This is a genomic window from Streptosporangium subroseum, assembly GCF_900188345.1.
In the GTDB taxonomy this organism is placed as follows: Bacteria; Actinomycetota; Actinomycetes; order Streptosporangiales; family Streptosporangiaceae; genus Streptosporangium; species Streptosporangium subroseum.
In genome coordinates, this window is sequence record NZ_FZOD01000009.1 from 57,633 (window position 1) to 73,415 (window position 15,783).

Here is a 15,783-nt window from a genome sequence, read left to right on the forward strand (position 1 = left end):
GCTCCGGAAGGATAACACCGGCAGATCTTCTTCCTCTGCCCTATTTTCCGCCGCCTGCGACGGTCGGCGGCCTTGGCGGTGCGCGAACGCGGCACGCCGGCCGGAACCGTCATGGGCCCTACCGGTTCACCCCGAGGACCGGGAGTCCCGGGCGTCGGGGAGCTCCGCGTACCCGGCTCTCAGTTCGCGATACAGGATCTTGCCCGTGGCGGTCCTGGGCATCTCCTCCTCGCGGATGATCGAAAGCGATCGCGGCCGTCTGTATCCGGCGATGCGGTCCTTGCACCAGCCCAGCAGTTCGTCGGGTGAGGATGACGAGCACAACACGGCGTCGCGCAGGATGACGACCGCGTGCACGCGTTCGCCCCATTTGGGGTCGGGGACGCCGATGACGGCCACGTCCTTCACCTTCGGATTGGAGCGGAGCAGTGCCTCCACCTCGGAGGGGTAGATGTTCTCTCCCCCGGAGATGATCATGTTGCTCTTGCGGTCGACGAGATAGATGTATCCGTCCGCGTCGCGGCGGGCCAGGTCGCCGACCGTGCAGTATTCGCCCCTGAACGCCTCCCGCGTCTTCTCCGGCAGCCGCCAGTAGCCGTCGAACGTGTGGGGGTTGCACGAGTACAACTCGCCGACGTCGCCGTCGGCGACCTCGTCGCCATCCGAGTCGAGCAGTCTGATGGGTGCCGAGCCGACGTATTCACGGCCGACCGAGCCGAGCTTGGTGAACTGCTCGCCGGGATGGAGCATCGTCACAAAGCCCGCCTCCGTCGACCCGTAGAGCTCGAACAGACCGGAGTTCCTGAAAAACTCCATGGTCTCCAGCTTCGTCTCGCGGGGTGCGGGCGCCGAGGAGATCATCAACTTGCTGACCCTGTCGACGTTGTGTTTCTCACGAACGGACGCGGGGAGATCGAGCATCATCACATAGTGCGTCGGCACGAGTGACGTGAAGGTCGCCCCGTCCTCGGCGAGCGTCCGCACCAGGTGTTCGGGATCGAGGCTGTTCCTGCTGTAGATCGAGCAGGCGGCCCCGCGGCAGGTGAAGGCGCTGAAGAAGTAGAGCGAGTTCGCGTGGAACATCGGCATCACCAGCAGCGCACTGTCGTCCCTGCGGAGGTTCAGCTCGATGTCCGTCGTGAAGGACAGCAGGGCGATGCCCCGGTGGCTGCGGATGGCGCCCTTGGGTTTCCCCGTCGTGCCGGAGGTGTACATCAGCGTCCATGGATCTTCGGGACGCACCGGGACGCGCGGCTCGCCGTCCCGGGCCGCGACCAGAAGATCCTCATAGCCCCGGTAGCCCGGCGGGCAGACGCTCCGGCCGAAATGGATGTAGTTCCGCGGTGCGATCGGGAGCTCGGACCGGATCTCCTCGACCGAGCCCACGAGGTCGTCCTGAACGATGAGGGCGGCGGCCTCGCAGTTCTCGACGATGTAGCGGATCTCCGGCCCGAGAAGACGGAAATTAATGGGAACGGCCACCAGGCCCGCCTTCGCGGTCGCGGCGTAGATCTCCGCCCACTCCAGGCAGTTGAAGGCGAGGACGGCCACCCGGTCGCCTTTTCGCAGGCCGAGCCCGAGAAGCGCATTGGCGAGCCGGCAGGAGCGTGCGTTCCACTGGAAGAACGTCATGGCTCTTTCCAGGTCGCGAACGCCGATCTTTTTCGGAAAGAACCTGGCGTTCGCCGTGAGAACTTCGCCGATATTGAGGAGATCACCCATGCGACCCTCCCGCGTTCGGATTCTCCCTGGTGCGCTCCGCAGACGGCAAAAACATCGTATCGCCGGGCCCCTTACGCCTTGCCGCGCTTTTACCTCCCAAAGCCCGGGCGGAACGCGAGGCCGGCAGTGGGATATCGGAGGAGACCGCCGCCCGGACAGGCGGAAAGCGGTGCCATAATGCCGACGGGAAAGCGATATCCGCTTGTCAAACGGATCGGCTTCCATTGGCGGTCCATATAATGATTGAGCGTCTTCCGTAAATTATGATCTTAGCCCTCCAATGTATCATGGAAGTCTGACCGACCGCAGATGACCAGTGGCGGAGTTGATCGGGTGGAGGCTGACATCAATGGCATTAACCGGTTCTGATCTGGTCGCACGCGCATTACAGAAAGAAGATGTCGACACTTTCTTCTACATTATGGGTGCGCCAATGTTGTCGGTTGAGTCCGCCGCCCTGGCGCTCGGCCTGCGGGGCGTCGACGTACGGCACGAGCAGGCCGCGGCGATGGCCGCCCACGCCTACGCGAGACTGCTCAACCGCCCCGGCGTCTGCATGGCGGCCTCGGGGCCCGGAACGACCAACCTGATCACCGGGGTCGCGCACGCGTTCGCCGACTGCACACCCGTGGTGGCGCTGGGTGGGTCCTCACCGGAGTCGCAGAGCCACAAGGGGACATTTCAGGAGATCGACCAGCTGGCGATGCTTGCACCCTGCACCAAGTGGTCTGATCGGGTTCACCGTCCCGAACGAATCCCCGAGCTCCTCGACCGGGCGATCCGCGAGGCGATGAGCGGGAAGCCCGGACCCGTCTATCTCGACCTGCCGGCCGACGTGCTGTTCGCGGAGGTCGACGAGGAGAGGGTCGAATGGCCCGCGCCCTGGGACCCGGCCGGGCGACCGCGTCCGGCCGCCGCTCCCGCCGAGGTCCGGGCACTCACCGACCTGCTCGCGGAGGCGGAGAGACCCGTCGTCGTGTCCGGCACGGGTGTCCTGTGGTCCGAGGCGGAGGCCGAGCTCCAGACGTTCGTCGAGGCTGCCGGAATCCCGTTCTACACGACGCCGCAGGGCCGGGGTGCGATCCCGGAAGATCACGAACTCTGCTACCTGACGGCTCGCTCCACGGCCTTCCGCGAAGCGGACCTGATCCTCATCGTCGGGACGCGCATGAACTACATCATCGGGCATGCCTCCCCGCCGCGGTTCGGCGCCGACGCGAAGATCGCCCGTATCGACATCAGCGCCGAGGAGATCGCGACCAGCCCCCGCCGACTGGACGTGGGTGTGGTCGCCGACGCGAGGACCGCCCTGACGCAGCTGACGGGCGCCATTCGCAGCCGCGTCACCCGGAAGAACTTCGCCGCCTGGCGCGACCGGTTGGCGGAGCAGAACAGATCCAAGCTCGCCGAACACGAAAGAACGCTCGCCGACGACGCCGTGCCGATCCATCCGCTCCGGCTCTGCCGCGAGCTACGTGATTTCATGGACCGCGAGGCCATTCTCTGCGTCGACGGCCAGGAAATCCTTAATTATGGCAGGCAGGTTATTCCAACCTACGTGCCACGACATCGATTGAATTCAGGAACATTCGGCACGATGGGCGTGGGTCTGCCGCTCGGCGTGGGTGCGAAGGTGGCCTGCCCGGACAGGCCGGTCATCGTGCTCCACGGGGATGGATCGTTCGGTATGAACGCGATGGAGTTCGACACCGCGGTCCGGTGCGAATTGCCGATCCTTGTTGTCATCAGCCTCAACGGCGGCTGGACGGGCGATCCCGGGAAAGAGCGGCCGGGGCGCGAGCTCGGCTACACCCGCTTCGACAAGATGGCGGAGGCGCTCGGCGGATACGGCGAATATGTCGAGAAGCCGGATGACATCCGACCGGCCCTGGAGCGCGCCATGGCCGAGGTCGACTCGGGCCGGCCGGCCCTCGTCAACGTCGTCACCGACTGGCGCGCCCGAGCCACCACAGCCGCATTCACTGAATACGTGACATAGTCTCGACCCTTTGTGGTCTTCGTATGGCCGGTTGACGCTGTGACCATGGCGATCGGCACCCGGCCGATCGCGGAGCCGAACTTCTCATCCCGGTAAGGGCGAGACAGGGCGGGCCGGTCGCTTGTAAGGTCGGCGTCATGACCTGGCGACATTGATCCACAATCAGAGGTCGAGGCGGGACACGCTGCCGCGGACCCCCGGAGATGCCGAGCATCCCGAGTCCGCACAGTCCCCGTGAAGAAGGACCTCATGAACATCTCTTTTCTCCGTGCGCCCGACACACGTGACGCGCGCGCGAAGCGCCTGGCCGCGACGTTCTACACTTATACCTTTTTCGACCAGTTCATCCTGCTCTACCCGTTCTACGCGCTGCTGTTCGTCGACACGGGTCTGTCGACCGCGGAGATCTCCTCACTCCTGGTGATCTGGTCGGTCACCGCCATCGTGACGGAGGTCCCCTCCGGAGTGTGGGCCGACGTCGTCTCGCGGCGCCGGTTGCTCGCCCTCGCGCCGCTGCTGGCCGCCACGGGCTTCGCCCTGTGGGTCGTGGCTCCCTCCTACTGGGTGTTCGCCGCGGGCTTCGTCCTGTGGGGCACCTCGGGGGCGCTGCAGTCGGGCGCGACGGAGGCGTTGGTCTACACCGAGCTCGACCGCCTGGGCGCCGCCGACCGCTACGCCGCGATCACCGGTCGCGCCCACGCGATCGCCACCGCCGCCGTCATGGCGTCCATGGCCGTGGCCGCCCCGCTGTTCGCCCTGGGCGGCTACCCGCTGGTCGGTGCCGCCAGCGTCCTGGCGTGCGTGCTCGCCACGGCGGTCGCGACGACCTTCCCCGAGCATCGCGAGCGGGCCGGGAAGAGCGAGGAGAGCGAGGAGGAGACGTCGCCGGGCGGCTACGCCGCGATCCTGCGAGACGGGCTGCGGGAGGTGCGCGCGCACCGGTCGATCCGGCGGGCGCTGCTGCTGGTGGCCGTGGTGACGGCCCTGTGGGGGGCACTGGAGGAGTACATTCCCCTGCTCGCGGTCGGCACCGGCGTCGCCGAGCACGTCGTTCCGCTTCTGGTGCTCCTCGTCTCCGCCGGAACCGCGGTCGGTGGCGTGCTCGCGGCGACCGGGCGGCGCTTCACGGACCGGGCACTCGCCGGAATCCTCGGATTCGGGGCGCTGGCGCTCGCCGCGGGGGCGGCCAGCGGGCTCGCGGTGGGATTTGTCGTCATCGCGGCGGCGTTCTGCGCCTTTCAGATGGCGAGTGTGCTGGCCGCCGTGCGGCTGCAGCAGAGCATCACGGGACCGGCCCGCGCGACCGTGACCTCGCTGGCGGGGCTGGGCGTCGACGTGATCGCCATCCTCTTCTACGGCGGCTACGCCGCGGCCTCGACGGTGACCGGGAACGCCACGATCTTCGCCGTCTCCGCGGTGCCGTACGCCGTTGTCGCCCTCGTCCTGTTTTTCGGAGGGTTCCGTTCGCGGAGAACGGCCGCCCGCACCGATCTCGGCGACTCGCGGATAGAGGTGAACCACACCGATCTCGGCGGCTCGCAGAAGGCGGCGGACCGTACCGATCTCGGCGGCCCGCAGAGGGCGGCGGACCGTACCGATCTCGGCGACCCGCAGATGGGGGTGAACCGTACCGATCTAGGCGGCCCGTGAACGGGGACCGCGTGCACAGGTCGCGGAGGCCCGTGAGCGGGGAGCGGATCGCACCGATCTCAGCGCCCGTGAACGGAGACGGACCGCGTCGATCTCAGTGGCCCGCGAACCGGGGCAGGCCGAGTTCGGCGAAGATCGGGCGGTGATCGGTGTCCGGCAGGGCGTGGACGCCGAAGGCCTTGATCGCCATCCGTGAGTCGGCCAGCACATGATCGATCGTCACACCGGGAACGGATTCCCAGCGCTGCTGCGGCCAGGTGGCCGTCAGGCCGTTCCCGGTGGCGTCGGCCGCGTCGTGATAGCCGCTGCCGAGCAGGTCGTTCATCGGGCTGTGGTCGAGGGTGGCGTTGCAGGGCGGCGGGCGCTCGTCAGAGGCTCGCCACAGAACGGCGGGGCCCCCTTCGTCAGGGATTCTGCCTCAGGGCGGGACCCCGTTCCGTCGGAGGTTCTGCCTCAGAGCGGCGGGGCCCCGCTCCATCAAGAGGCCCCGCCTCAGGACCAGAGGCCCCGTCTCAGGACGCGGGGCGCTCGCCGGAGGCTCCGGGGAGGTCGTAGACCTGGGCGACCAGCTCGTAGGAGCGGATCCGGTCCGCAGGGCTGTGAACCATCGTGGTGATCATCAGCTCGTCGACCCCGGTGCGCTTGCGCAACTCCTCCAGCCCGTCCCGCACCTCGGCGGCGTCGCCGTACACCACGTTGGACAGGTAGTCGCGGAGGAAGTCCTCCTCGATCGAGCTGTACTGGTAGGCCTCGGCCTCTTCCGGCGTGGGAACCGGCTGGGGAGCTCCACGGCGCAGGCGGATCATGGACAGCCCTCCCGAGCGGGCCATGCGGAGCGCCTGCTCGGACGTGTCCGCGGCGACGGCGGAGACACCGATCATCGAGTACGGCCGGTCGAGCACGTTGGAGGGCTGGAAGGACGACCGGTACAGATCCAGGGCGGGAACGGTGTTGGCCGCGCTGAAGTGATGGGCGAACGCGAACGGCAGGCCGAGCATGCCGGCGAGCTGGGCGCTGAAGCCGCTGGAGCCCAGAAGCCAGATCGGCGGGCGTCCCGACTCGGGCGAACGGGGGGTGGCGACGACCCTCTCCAGCTGATGGCCCGGGGGGAACGCGCCGTCCAGGAAGGCGGTCAGCTCGGCCAGCTGCTGGGGGAAGTCGTCGGCGTCCTGGCCGTGCCGGCGCAGCGCCCGCATCGTGGCGGGATCGGTCCCGGGGGCCCGGCCGAGCCCGAGGTCGATGCGGCCGGGATGCAGCGCGTGCAGGGTGCCGAACTGCTCGGCGATGATCAACGGAGCGTGGTTGGGAAGCATCACGCCACCCGACCCCAGCCGGATGCTCTTGGTCGCGGCCGCCAGATGGGCGATCAGCACCGCGGGGGAGGAGCTGGCCACGGAAGGCATGCCGTGGTGCTCGGCCACCCAGATCCGGTGGTATCCCCACTCCTCCGCTCGCCTGGCGAGCTCGGTGCTCGCCTTCAGGGTCTCGGTGGGGGTCACTCCGGCACCGACCACGGCCAGTTCGAGGATCGACAGGGGAACCTCGGCGGAGCCGCGAATCACGCCGCGGATATTGTCTTCAGCCATAACCAGGGCAACCTGGCTAAGCGGAGCTTTATTTCCGCTTAGCCGGGCCGCAGGTACGACCCGGTACCCGGCCTCGGGTGACCTGCGGGTCCTCCCGGATAATCGACGGTATGAGCCAGGAACTGACGTATCCGGATCCGCCTACGCCTGCCTTCCTCTTCGACCTCGACGGTACGCTGATCGACAGCGTCTACCAGCACGTGATCGCCTGGCGCTCCGCGCTGGCCGGGCTGGGCATCGACCTGTCGGTCTGGCGCATCCACCGGCGGATCGGGATGAGCGGCGGACTGTTCGTCACCGCCCTGCTCCGGGAGACGGGCCTGTCGCTGGACCAGGGGCAGATCAAGGAGCTGCAGAAGGCACACGCCTCCGCCTACGCCGAGCAGGCCGACTCGGTGCGGCCCCTGCCCGGGGCGATCGAGCTGCTCTCGGAGCTGACCGCCCGCGGGGTGCCGTGGGCGATCGCCACGAGCGGCCGCGCCGCCACGGCGCGCCTCGCGCTCGGCATGCTCAAGCTTCCGGAGGACACCCCGATGATCACCCGCGATCAGGTGCGCCATGCCAAGCCCGACCCTGACCTCTTCCTCGCCGGGGCCGCCCTGCTCAAGGTCGACCCGAGGTTCGCGATGGTCGTCGGGGACAGCGTGTGGGACCTGCTGGCCGCACGCCGGGCCGGTTCGCTGGGGATCGGCCTGCTGTCCGGCGGCTACGGCCGCGACGAACTGGAGCGCGCCGGTGCCTTCCGGGTCTACGCCGACCCCGCCGACATGCTCGACCGCCTCTACGAACTCGGCGTCCGCAAGGCCGGCAGCGAGGACTAGGCATTTGGGGACCAGGCATCAACGGGCCGGCCGGGGGTCAGGTCACGTCACACCCGAACGCGGTGATGCCGCTTCGGGCACGGCTCGTCCGGCGGTGACCGTCAGCACCATGAGGGTCGCGATCACTCCACCGAGCACCATGACGGTCGAGGGGGAGGCGGCGTCCACCACGACGCCTCCGAGCAGGGCTCCAATGGCGATGGTGGCCTGGAAGGATGAGGTGAAGAGGATGGAGGCCGCCTCCGGCGAGTGGGGGGCCGAGGTGGAGAACCAGGTCTGCGAGCAGACCGGGACGGCGCCATAGGCCAGCCCCCACACGATGAGCAGCACGATCGCGCCGAGATCTCCCCCGCCGAGGACCGGAAGCAGCAGGGTCGCGCCGGCGAGCATGCAGCCACCGACGACAAACGTGGCCCGCAGACTACGTGTCACCGTCATGCCCGCGATGAAATTGCCGACGATGCCGGCGACGCCGTACGCGAGCAGGAATGTGGTGATCAGACCGGGGCTTACCCGGGTGACCTGCTGCAGGAAAGGAGTCACGTAGGTATAGGTCCCGAAATGGGCCAGAACTATGAGAAACGTCAGAACCAGCCCGACCCGGACGCCGGCACTGCGGAACAGGTCGCCAAGAACCTTCAACCGCGTCACCTGGACGGCGGGCAGCGGCGGCACCAGCACGATCAGCGCGAGGAACACCCCCACCGTCATCACCCCCATGACGACGAAGGCCGTCCGCCAGCCCGCGAGGTGCCCGATGAGGGTGCCCGCGGGTACACCGAGTACGGATCCCAGCGGGACGGCGGAGAAGATCACCGCGGTCGCCGTGCCGACCCGCTCCGTTCGCACCAGCCGTACGGCGAGGCCGGCGCCGATCGACCAGAAACCGCCGATGACCAGCCCGACCAGAACGCGGGAGATCATCATGACCCAGTAGGCCGGAGCGGCGGCCGCGAGGAAGTTCGCGATGGCCAGAAGGAGCATCAGGGCGCACAGCATCAGGCGCCGGTCGAGTCGCCCGGTCGCGACGGTGACCGCCGGGGCGGCGATCGCGGCCAGGATGCCGGGGGTCGTCATCATCAGGCCCGCCGCACCGTCGGAGATGTCGAAACCGGACCCGATGGACGTCAGCAGGCCGATCGGCAGGATCTCCGCGGTGACGATCGAGAAGATCCCCAGCATCACGGAGACGACGGCCAGCCAGCCGATCAGCGGTGATCGTGCCGGTACGGCGGAGGCGGCGGTGGGGAGAGTGGTTGTGGGCACGCGCCCAGTCCAGCAGCGATCACGACCGGGGGCTGGCGGGTTTGAGACCTCACCGTCGGATCCCGGAGCGGGCGGTCCTGGACCCAACGCCGACCGGGTGCGTCAGCGCTGGTCCTCGCCGGGGGACCCGCTCCGTTACGAGGTTACGAGCCGGCCGCCGAGGCGTGGGCGGGCGGGGCGATGTAGAGGCGGTGGCCGACGCTGAGCCGCTGGGCGGTGGCGATGAGCTCGGCGGTCAGCTCGGGGAGCCGGTCGTCGCCCAGCCGTACGGCGGGGCCCTGGATGGCCAGGGCGGCCAGCACGTTTCCGTGGCCGTCGCGGATCGGCACGGCGACGGCCCGCACACCGACGATGCGCTCTTCGTGGTTGACGGCGCTGCCGCGGGCACGGATGAGGTCCAGCTCGGCGTCCAGCCCCGCGCGGGTGGTGATCGTGGCGTCGGTGTAGCGGGCGAACGGCTCCTCCATGCCCACCCGGGGGTCACCGAAGGCCAGGAGCGCCTTGCCCATCGCGCACACGTGGATCGGGTTGCGCTGGCCGGGCTCCTGCTCGTAGCGGAGCGGCTGCCGGGACGGGACCTGGAGCAGCACGGCCACCTCGTCGCCGATCCGCACCCCCAGGTTGACGGCCTCCCCGGTCAGGTCGCGGAGCCGTTCCAGCTCCGGGAGCATCGTGGTCGCGCCGAGCCGCTCCAGGGCCAGGCGGCCCAGCGTGGCGGTGGTGATGCCGAGGTGGTAGCGCTCGGTGACGGGATCCTGGCCGAGCATCCCCGCGGAGTGCAGCGCGCGGATGATGCGGTGCGCGGTGCTGACCGACAGGTGGAGCCGTTGCGCCATCTCGGTGGGGGAGAGGGTCGCCGACCGCTCGAACGCGCGCAGGACCGCGATGGCGCGTTCGATCGCCTGGGTGCCCCTGCGGGTGGCGTCTTCCAGCTTCGGCTTCATCAGATCCACCCGTCCACCTTACGATGAAAACCTATTTCCTACACTCTTGACGGGTTTTTAGGGGATTACTACTATGTGGAATAAAGATCTTGCCATGTGGGATCTAACTCGTTCCCGTGAGAGGACCCCGTCATGTCTGTCCGTCGGCTTCTGCGACCACTGGCCCTGCTCTTATCGGTTGTTCTCGCGCTGACCGCCTGCGGTGGCGGCACCCAGTCGGCCACCCCCGGAGATCGGAGCGAGGGAGGGACACTCAAATGGGGCTGGACTCTTCCCACAACGTGGGATCCGGTCACCTCCAGCGCCGGTAACGATGTCAACGCTCTCTCCCTGGTCTACGCCGCCATCACGCGCCTGGACGACAAGGGCGGCGCCGTCGCGGGCCTGGCGAGCGGCTGGAAGTACGGCGACGGCGGCAAGAGCGTCACCTTCACCCTCAGGGCCGGGCTGACCTTCTCCGACGGCTCCCCGCTGGACGCCACCGCCGTGCGCAAGAGCATCCTGCGCGGCCGGGACCAGAAGGACTCGCTGATCGCCTCGCAGCTCCACGGCGTGACGGACGTCAAGGTCGTCTCGCCCACCGAGTTCGAGGTCCTGCTCGACCGCTCCGACTACCAGGTCCCCAACCTGTTCGCCGGCAAGACCGGCATGGTCGTCAACCCCCGGGCCTTCGAGGCGGACGCCAAGGCCGTCAGCACCAAGCCCGCCGGCGCCGGGCCGTTCACCCTCGTCCAGCTCGTGCCGGGGTCGCACGCCAACCTGGACCGCAACCCGTCCTACTACGACGTCGCCAACATCCACCTGGCCAAGTTCGAGCTGAAGACGATCTCCGAGCCCGCCACGGTGGTCGCCGGGCTCCAGTCCGGCCAGTTCGACGTGGCGCTGCTGCCCGCCGCCCAGATCGACGCGGCCAAGGCGGCCGGGCTGGAGGTCGACCTCATCCCGTCGCTCACCGTCCGGGTCCTCGACGTGAACAACAAGATCCCCCCGTTCGACAACCCCAAGGTGACCGAGGCCCTGAAGTACGCGGTGGACAGGAAGGCCCTGCTCGAGACCACCGGCTTCGGGGTGGGCGAGGTCAACGTCCAGCCGTTCCCCAAGGGTCACGCCGGCTACAACCCCGAGCTGGAGAACCTCTACCCCTACGACCCCGCCAAGGCCAAACAACTCCTCGCCGAGGCGGGATTCCCCGGCGGCATCGACATCCCGCTGACCACCTCGGACCCCGAGGGCCTGCCCGAGCAGGTGCAGGAGCAGCTCAAGGCCGCCGGGATCAGGGCCACCATCAAGCTCATCGCCCCGGCGCAGCACACCCAGCTCGTCTACGTCCGGCACAACGTGGCCCTCGCCCCCGACGGGTTCGTCGGCCGCGAGTCGCCGCTGCAGGCGCTCGGCGTCGTCTACGGGCCCGAGGGCCTGATGAACCCCGGCCGCAACACGCCCAAGGCCCTGCTGGAGCAGTTCGACAAGATCCGCACCACGCCGCTGGACGACCCCGGTTATGCCAAGGCGATCCAGGACGCGACCGCCATCGGCGTCAGGGAACTGCCCAACGTCTGGCTGTTCAGCACGCCCCGGATCTTCGCCCGCAACCCCAAGGTGAGCGCGCTGCCGACGAACTTCGCCGTGCAGCGCTTCGACGGCGTCAAGGTGGCGACCCCATGACGTCGCTGCAGACGCGCGCCGCGACCGTGGAAGCCCGCGGAGCCCCCGGCAGAGTCCCTACGGCCCGCCGCCCCCGCCGGTGGCGGGGATGGGCGGGAGGGGCCGCCGCCCTGGCGGTGGTCGCGCTCGCCTCCACCTTCATCACCTACGGTCTGGGCGCGCTCGGCGACGCCAACCCGGCGGCCGCCGTACTGGGGGAGACCGCCACTCCGGCCGACATCGCCAGGATGAGCCACGAGTTCGGGCTCGACCGCCCGTTCCTGGAGCAGTACGTCACCTGGCTGGGCCACGCGCTCACCGGCGACCTGGGCCGCTCCTGGTTCACCCAGATCCCGGTCGCCGAGAGCATCGCCGAACGCCTCCCCGTGGACCTGTCGATCACCGGCCTGGCCGTGCTCATCGCGGTCCTGGCCGGCGGCGCGGCGGGCATCGGCGCGGCGGTGAGCAACGGCGGCAGGTTCGACCGGATCGTGACCGCCGTCTGCGCGCTCGCCTCCACGCTGCCCGCGTTCGTCGCCGGCATCGGGCTGATCGTGGTGTTCGCCGTGATCGTTCCGGTGTTCCCCTCCGGTGGATACGTGCCGCCCGGCGAGGACCCCGTCCAGTGGCTGCGGCTGATCACCCTCCCGGCGGTCGCACTCAGCCTCGACACCGCCGCCGACCTGGCCAGGCAGCTGCGCACCGGCCTGGTGGCCGCGCTGCGGGAGAACTACGTGACCGGCGCGGTGGTCCGGGGGCTCCCCGCCAGGCGGGTGCTGCTGCGGCACGCGCTGCGCAACGCCGCCGGTCCGGCGATCACCGTACTCGGGGTGCACATCCCCCGCCTGATCGGCGGCGCGGTGGTGACCGAGGCCGTGTTCGCCCTGCCGGGCCTGGGCCAGCTGACCGGTGAGGCGGCGCTCAAGCACGATGTCCCGGTGGTCCAGGGCGCGCTGCTGGCCACCATCGCGCTGGTGCTCGTCTCCAACCTCGTGGTCAACGGGGTCGTCGCCAGGCTGCGAGGTGCGCGATGACCTCCTTCTCCCGCGCGTGGCGGCTGCCCTCGGTCAAGCTGTCCCTGGGAATCCTCGCCGTCGTGCTCCTGGTCGCCGTGTTCGGCGGCTGGCTCGCCCCCTACGACCCGATCGCGCAGAACCCGCGGCTCCGCCTGCTGGGGCCGTCGGGCGAGCACCTGCTCGGCACCGACTACCTCGGCCGCGACGTGCTCAGCCGCCTCCTCGCGGGCGCCGGCCTGTCGATCGCCGGCGCGGTCGAGGCGGTCGCCGTCGGGCTGGTCCTGGGCGCGGTCCCCGGTCTCGCCTCGATCTTCTTCGGCAGGGGCTTCGAGTGGGCGACGGCGCGGGTGGCGGACGCGCTGCTCACGCTGCCGTTTGTCATCTTCGCCATCGCCGTGGCCGGGATCGTCGGCAACGGCCTGCACCAGGCGATGGCCGCCATCGGCCTGCTGCTCGCGCCGGTGTTCTACCGGGTCACCCGTACGGCGGCGCTGAGCTTCACCCGAGCCCAGTACGTCGAGGCGGCCGAACTGCTGGGCGCGTCCCGATCCCGGATCCTGCGCACCCACATCGTGGGCAAGGTGCTGCCCACGATCGCGGTGACCGCGGCCGGCGCGTCCGCGGCGGCCCTGCTGGTCGTCTCCTCCCTCTCCTTCCTCGGCATCGGCGTCGAACCTCCGGCTCCCACCTGGGGCGGGATGCTGGCCAGCGACCTGGGATACCTCCACCAGAGGCCGCTGGCCCCGCTTGCGCCCGCCCTCGTGATCATGATCACCGTGGGCGCGCTCAACGCCCTCGCCGACGCCGTCCGCGACACGACAGGCCTCCACACCGAGAGCGAGGAGCTCCATGTTCGCTGAAGCACCGGCCGAAGCACCGCAAGCACCGGAAGCCCCGAAAGCGCTGCTGAGCGTGCGCGACCTGCGCGTGACCGTCTCCGCGGGCCGGGCGGAGGCCGTCCGAGGGGTCTCCTTCGAGGTGGCGCCCGGGGAGGCCGTCGGCCTGGTCGGCGAGTCGGGCAGCGGCAAGACCCTGACCTGCCGCGCGGTCCTCGGCGCGCTGGCCCCCGGATGCGCGGTGAGTTCCGGGGAGATCGAATTCGGCGGCCACGACCTGAACCGGGCGAACCGCCGGGAGTGGCTCGCGATCCGGGGCGGCAGGATCGGCGCGGTCTTCCAGGACCCCGCCTCCTACCTGAACCCGTCGCTGCCGGTCGGCGACCAGCTCTCCGAGGTGCTCCGGGTCAAGCTCGGACTCGGGCGGCGCGAGGCCCGCGAACGCGCCGTCGAGCTGCTCACCGCCATGGGCCTGAACGCCCCGGCCCGGGTCTACGGCCAGTATCCGCACGAGCTGTCGGGCGGCATGCTGCAGCGCGTCCTGATCGCCGTCGCGGTCTCCTGCGACCCCGAGCTACTGATCGCCGACGAGGCCACCACCGCGCTCGACGTGACCGTGCAGGCCGAGGTCCTCGAACTCCTCGCCCGCCTCCGCGCCGAGCGCGGCCTGTCGATCGTGTGCGTCTCCCACGACCTGGCCGTGATCGCGGCCCTGTGCGACCGGATCGTCGTCTTCTACGGCGGTGAGATCGTCGAGTCGGGCCCCACCGAGGAGGTGCTGGCCAACCCCCGGCACCCCTACACCGAGGCCCTGCTCCGGGTCGCCTCGGTCGGCGACTGGGGCCGGCGCACCCTGGAGGTCATCCCCGGCCAGCCGCCACCCGCCGGCGCGGACCTGCCGGGCTGCCGCTTCGCCGCCCGCTGCGCCCTCGCCGTCGACGCCTGCTCGTCGGCCCCGATTCCCCTCGGCGTCCACCCCGACGGCCGCGAGGTCCGTTGCCTCCGGGCGGGGACGGCGGGAGAGGGCCGGCCCGAGGACTCCTCCGGAGGGGTTCGGCCCGAGGACGCCTTCCTCACCGACGCCCCCTCGACCGGCACGTCTTCCGGTACGGCGGGGCGTGACGCGGTGGCCGTCGGCGCCGAGACACGGGGGGTGGTCCGATGAGCGCGCCGTTGCTGGCCGTGCGGGGCGTGAACGTGTCGCTCGGCAGGCCCGCCGTGCCGATCCTGCGGGAGGTCGACCTCACGGTCCGGGCCGGGGAGATCGTCGGGATCGTGGGGGAGACCGGCTCGGGAAAGACGACCCTGGCCAGGACCGTCGTCGGACTCGTCCGCCCGGACACGGGCTCCGTGGAGGTGGAGGGGACCGAGATCTCCTCGCTCAGAGGGAAGGCGCTGCGGGCGCATCGCCGTACGGGCACGGTGCGGTTCGTCTTCCAGGATCCGCTGCGCTCGCTCGACCCCGACCACGACGTGGAGACCGTCATCGCCGAGGGCCTGGCCGTGCGGGGGGTCCCCCCGGTGGAGCGCGCGGCGAAGGTGCGGGCGGCGCTGGAGCTCGTCGGCCTGGACCCGGAACTCCTGGGCAGGACGCCCGGCCAGATCTCCGGCGGGCAGCGTCAGCGCGTCTCGATCGCCCGCGCGATCGTGTGCGAGCCGTCGCTGCTGATCTGCGACGAGCCGGTCAGCGCACTGGACGCCTCCAACCGCAACCACATCCTGCGCCTCCTGGACGACCTGCGCGACCGGCTCGGCGTCGGCGTGGTCGTCATCTCCCACGACCTCAGCTCCCTGGCGGGCGTCGCCGACCGGGTCGCGGTCCTCTACCGGGGCCGGATCGTCGAGGAGGGGCCCATCGGCGAGGTCTTCGACGACCCCCGCCACCCCTATACCGCCCTGCTGGTCGCCTCCGCCCCCCGCGTCACCGGCACCGCCCGCCACCCCCTCCACCGGCTCCGGGCGGTCTCGACCGGGGCCACGGACGGGTGCGTCTTCGCCCATCGCTGCCCGTTCGCCACCGAGGCCTGCTCGGTCGTGCCCCTGCCGGTCGTCCGGGACGGCCGTACGGCCGCCTGCCACCACACCGGCACCTGGCCCGGACAGGCCGGCATCGACCCCACGACGGAAGGAGCCCGGCCATGGTCGAGTTCGTCGGTCTCGTGAGCACCCGGGAGAGCCGGATCGCCCACGGGCGATCCGTCCACCCCGATCGCACGCGTAAACCCGCCGGGGTCCATTTCGGCCCGACCCGCCCCGCCGCCCACGACAACCTCGTTCTCCGATCCGTTCTGAGCTAGGG

The 15,783-nt window shown here is 69.9% G+C and carries 14 protein-coding genes; 9 read left to right on the forward strand and 5 right to left on the reverse strand.

Features of this window, described 5'->3' with window-relative positions:
- Positions 1-126 precede the first annotated feature (126 nt).
- Positions 127-1,722, reverse strand: a complete 1,596-nt coding sequence (locus CHC08_RS11830; protein WP_089207283.1) for a class I adenylate-forming enzyme family protein — start codon at positions 1,720-1,722, stop codon at positions 127-129.
- A gap of 349 nt (positions 1,723-2,071) precedes the next feature.
- On the opposite strand from CHC08_RS11830, the gene CHC08_RS11835 reads away from it, so the two are divergent.
- Positions 2,072-3,721 carry a thiamine pyrophosphate-binding protein gene (locus CHC08_RS11835; RefSeq protein ID WP_089207284.1) on the forward strand — a complete coding sequence of 550 codons (1,650 nt, stop codon included), beginning with the start codon at positions 2,072-2,074 and terminating at the stop codon, positions 3,719-3,721.
- A 249-nt stretch (positions 3,722-3,970) separates the two neighbouring features.
- Entirely contained in the window at positions 3,971-5,371 is a 1,401-nt protein-coding gene (locus CHC08_RS11840; protein ID WP_089207415.1) for an MFS transporter, read from the forward strand.
- A 94-nt stretch (positions 5,372-5,465) separates the two neighbouring features.
- Here CHC08_RS11840 and CHC08_RS11845 read toward each other — a convergent pair whose 3' ends face one another.
- Together CHC08_RS11845 and CHC08_RS11850 are read right to left on the reverse strand one after the other, a co-directional pair.
- Positions 5,466-5,783: an endonuclease/exonuclease/phosphatase family protein gene (locus tag CHC08_RS11845; protein ID WP_338055674.1), complete on the reverse strand. Its 318-nt coding sequence runs from the start codon at positions 5,781-5,783 to the stop codon at positions 5,466-5,468.
- Between the two features lie 100 nt (positions 5,784-5,883).
- Positions 5,884-6,957, reverse strand: coding sequence for an LLM class flavin-dependent oxidoreductase (locus CHC08_RS11850; RefSeq protein WP_089207286.1), 1,074 nt, complete (start codon positions 6,955-6,957; stop codon positions 5,884-5,886).
- A 110-nt stretch (positions 6,958-7,067) separates the two neighbouring features.
- Here CHC08_RS11850 and CHC08_RS11855 point away from each other — a divergent pair, with 110 nt between their 5' ends.
- Positions 7,068-7,778, forward strand: a complete 711-nt coding sequence (locus CHC08_RS11855; protein WP_089207287.1) for an HAD family hydrolase — start codon at positions 7,068-7,070, stop codon at positions 7,776-7,778.
- A gap of 42 nt (positions 7,779-7,820) precedes the next feature.
- Here CHC08_RS11855 and CHC08_RS11860 read toward each other — a convergent pair whose 3' ends face one another.
- Together CHC08_RS11860 and CHC08_RS11865 are read right to left on the reverse strand one after the other, a co-directional pair.
- Positions 7,821-9,044 (reverse strand): MFS transporter, encoded by a 1,224-nt coding sequence (locus CHC08_RS11860; protein WP_089207288.1) that lies wholly within the window; start codon positions 9,042-9,044, stop codon positions 7,821-7,823.
- Between the two features lie 143 nt (positions 9,045-9,187).
- On the reverse strand, positions 9,188-9,988 hold the full coding sequence (locus tag CHC08_RS11865) for an IclR family transcriptional regulator (protein ID WP_245878282.1): 801 nt from the start codon (positions 9,986-9,988) through the stop codon (positions 9,188-9,190).
- 132 nt (positions 9,989-10,120) lie between these two features.
- On the opposite strand from CHC08_RS11865, the gene CHC08_RS11870 reads away from it, so the two are divergent.
- The 6 genes from CHC08_RS11870 to CHC08_RS49475 are packed head-to-tail and all read left to right on the forward strand — an operon-like array spanning position 10,121 to position 15,781.
- Entirely contained in the window at positions 10,121-11,653 is a 1,533-nt protein-coding gene (locus CHC08_RS11870; protein WP_089207290.1) for an ABC transporter substrate-binding protein, read from the forward strand.
- Complete coding sequence (locus CHC08_RS11875) at positions 11,650-12,666, forward strand: ABC transporter permease (RefSeq protein ID WP_089207291.1); 1,017 nt, start codon at positions 11,650-11,652, stop codon at positions 12,664-12,666. Before CHC08_RS11870 ends, CHC08_RS11875 begins: the two co-directional genes overlap by 4 nt.
- Entirely contained in the window at positions 12,663-13,508 is an 846-nt protein-coding gene (locus CHC08_RS11880) for an ABC transporter permease (protein ID WP_089207292.1), read from the forward strand. Before CHC08_RS11875 ends, CHC08_RS11880 begins: the two co-directional genes overlap by 4 nt.
- Positions 13,498-14,649 (forward strand): ABC transporter ATP-binding protein, encoded by a 1,152-nt coding sequence (locus CHC08_RS11885; protein WP_089207293.1) that lies wholly within the window; start codon positions 13,498-13,500, stop codon positions 14,647-14,649. Before CHC08_RS11880 ends, CHC08_RS11885 begins: the two co-directional genes overlap by 11 nt.
- Positions 14,646-15,647, forward strand: coding sequence for an ABC transporter ATP-binding protein (locus CHC08_RS11890; RefSeq protein ID WP_089207294.1), 1,002 nt, complete (start codon positions 14,646-14,648; stop codon positions 15,645-15,647). The genes CHC08_RS11885 and CHC08_RS11890 overlap by 4 nt, the downstream gene beginning before the upstream one ends.
- The gene (locus tag CHC08_RS49475; protein WP_179281992.1) at positions 15,623-15,781 is read left to right on the forward strand and encodes a hypothetical protein; all 159 of its coding nucleotides are present in this window, start codon (positions 15,623-15,625) and stop codon (positions 15,779-15,781) included. The genes CHC08_RS11890 and CHC08_RS49475 overlap by 25 nt, the downstream gene beginning before the upstream one ends.
- The last annotated feature ends 2 nt before the right edge of the window (positions 15,782-15,783 follow it).

What these genes read in the sequence shown, in the direction of transcription:
- CHC08_RS11830 (WP_089207283.1), bottom strand. Translation starts at nt 1,722, where the DNA reads ATGGGTGATCTCCTCAATATCGGCGAAGTTCTCACGGCGAACGCCAGG.
- CHC08_RS11835 (WP_089207284.1), top strand. Translation starts at nt 2,072, where the DNA reads ATGGCATTAACCGGTTCTGATCTGGTCGCACGCGCATTACAGAAAGAA.
- CHC08_RS11840 (WP_089207415.1), top strand. Translation starts at nt 3,971, where the DNA reads ATGAACATCTCTTTTCTCCGTGCGCCCGACACACGTGACGCGCGCGCG.
- CHC08_RS11850 (WP_089207286.1), bottom strand. Translation starts at nt 6,957, where the DNA reads ATGGCTGAAGACAATATCCGCGGCGTGATTCGCGGCTCCGCCGAGGTT.
- CHC08_RS11855 (WP_089207287.1), top strand. Translation starts at nt 7,068, where the DNA reads ATGAGCCAGGAACTGACGTATCCGGATCCGCCTACGCCTGCCTTCCTC.
- CHC08_RS11865 (WP_245878282.1), bottom strand. Translation starts at nt 9,988, where the DNA reads ATGAAGCCGAAGCTGGAAGACGCCACCCGCAGGGGCACCCAGGCGATC.
- CHC08_RS11870 (WP_089207290.1), top strand. Translation starts at nt 10,121, where the DNA reads ATGTCTGTCCGTCGGCTTCTGCGACCACTGGCCCTGCTCTTATCGGTT.
- CHC08_RS11875 (WP_089207291.1), top strand. Translation starts at nt 11,650, where the DNA reads ATGACGTCGCTGCAGACGCGCGCCGCGACCGTGGAAGCCCGCGGAGCC.
- CHC08_RS11880 (WP_089207292.1), top strand. Translation starts at nt 12,663, where the DNA reads ATGACCTCCTTCTCCCGCGCGTGGCGGCTGCCCTCGGTCAAGCTGTCC.
- CHC08_RS11885 (WP_089207293.1), top strand. Translation starts at nt 13,498, where the DNA reads ATGTTCGCTGAAGCACCGGCCGAAGCACCGCAAGCACCGGAAGCCCCG.
- CHC08_RS11890 (WP_089207294.1), top strand. Translation starts at nt 14,646, where the DNA reads ATGAGCGCGCCGTTGCTGGCCGTGCGGGGCGTGAACGTGTCGCTCGGC.
- CHC08_RS49475 (WP_179281992.1), top strand. Translation starts at nt 15,623, where the DNA reads ATGGTCGAGTTCGTCGGTCTCGTGAGCACCCGGGAGAGCCGGATCGCC.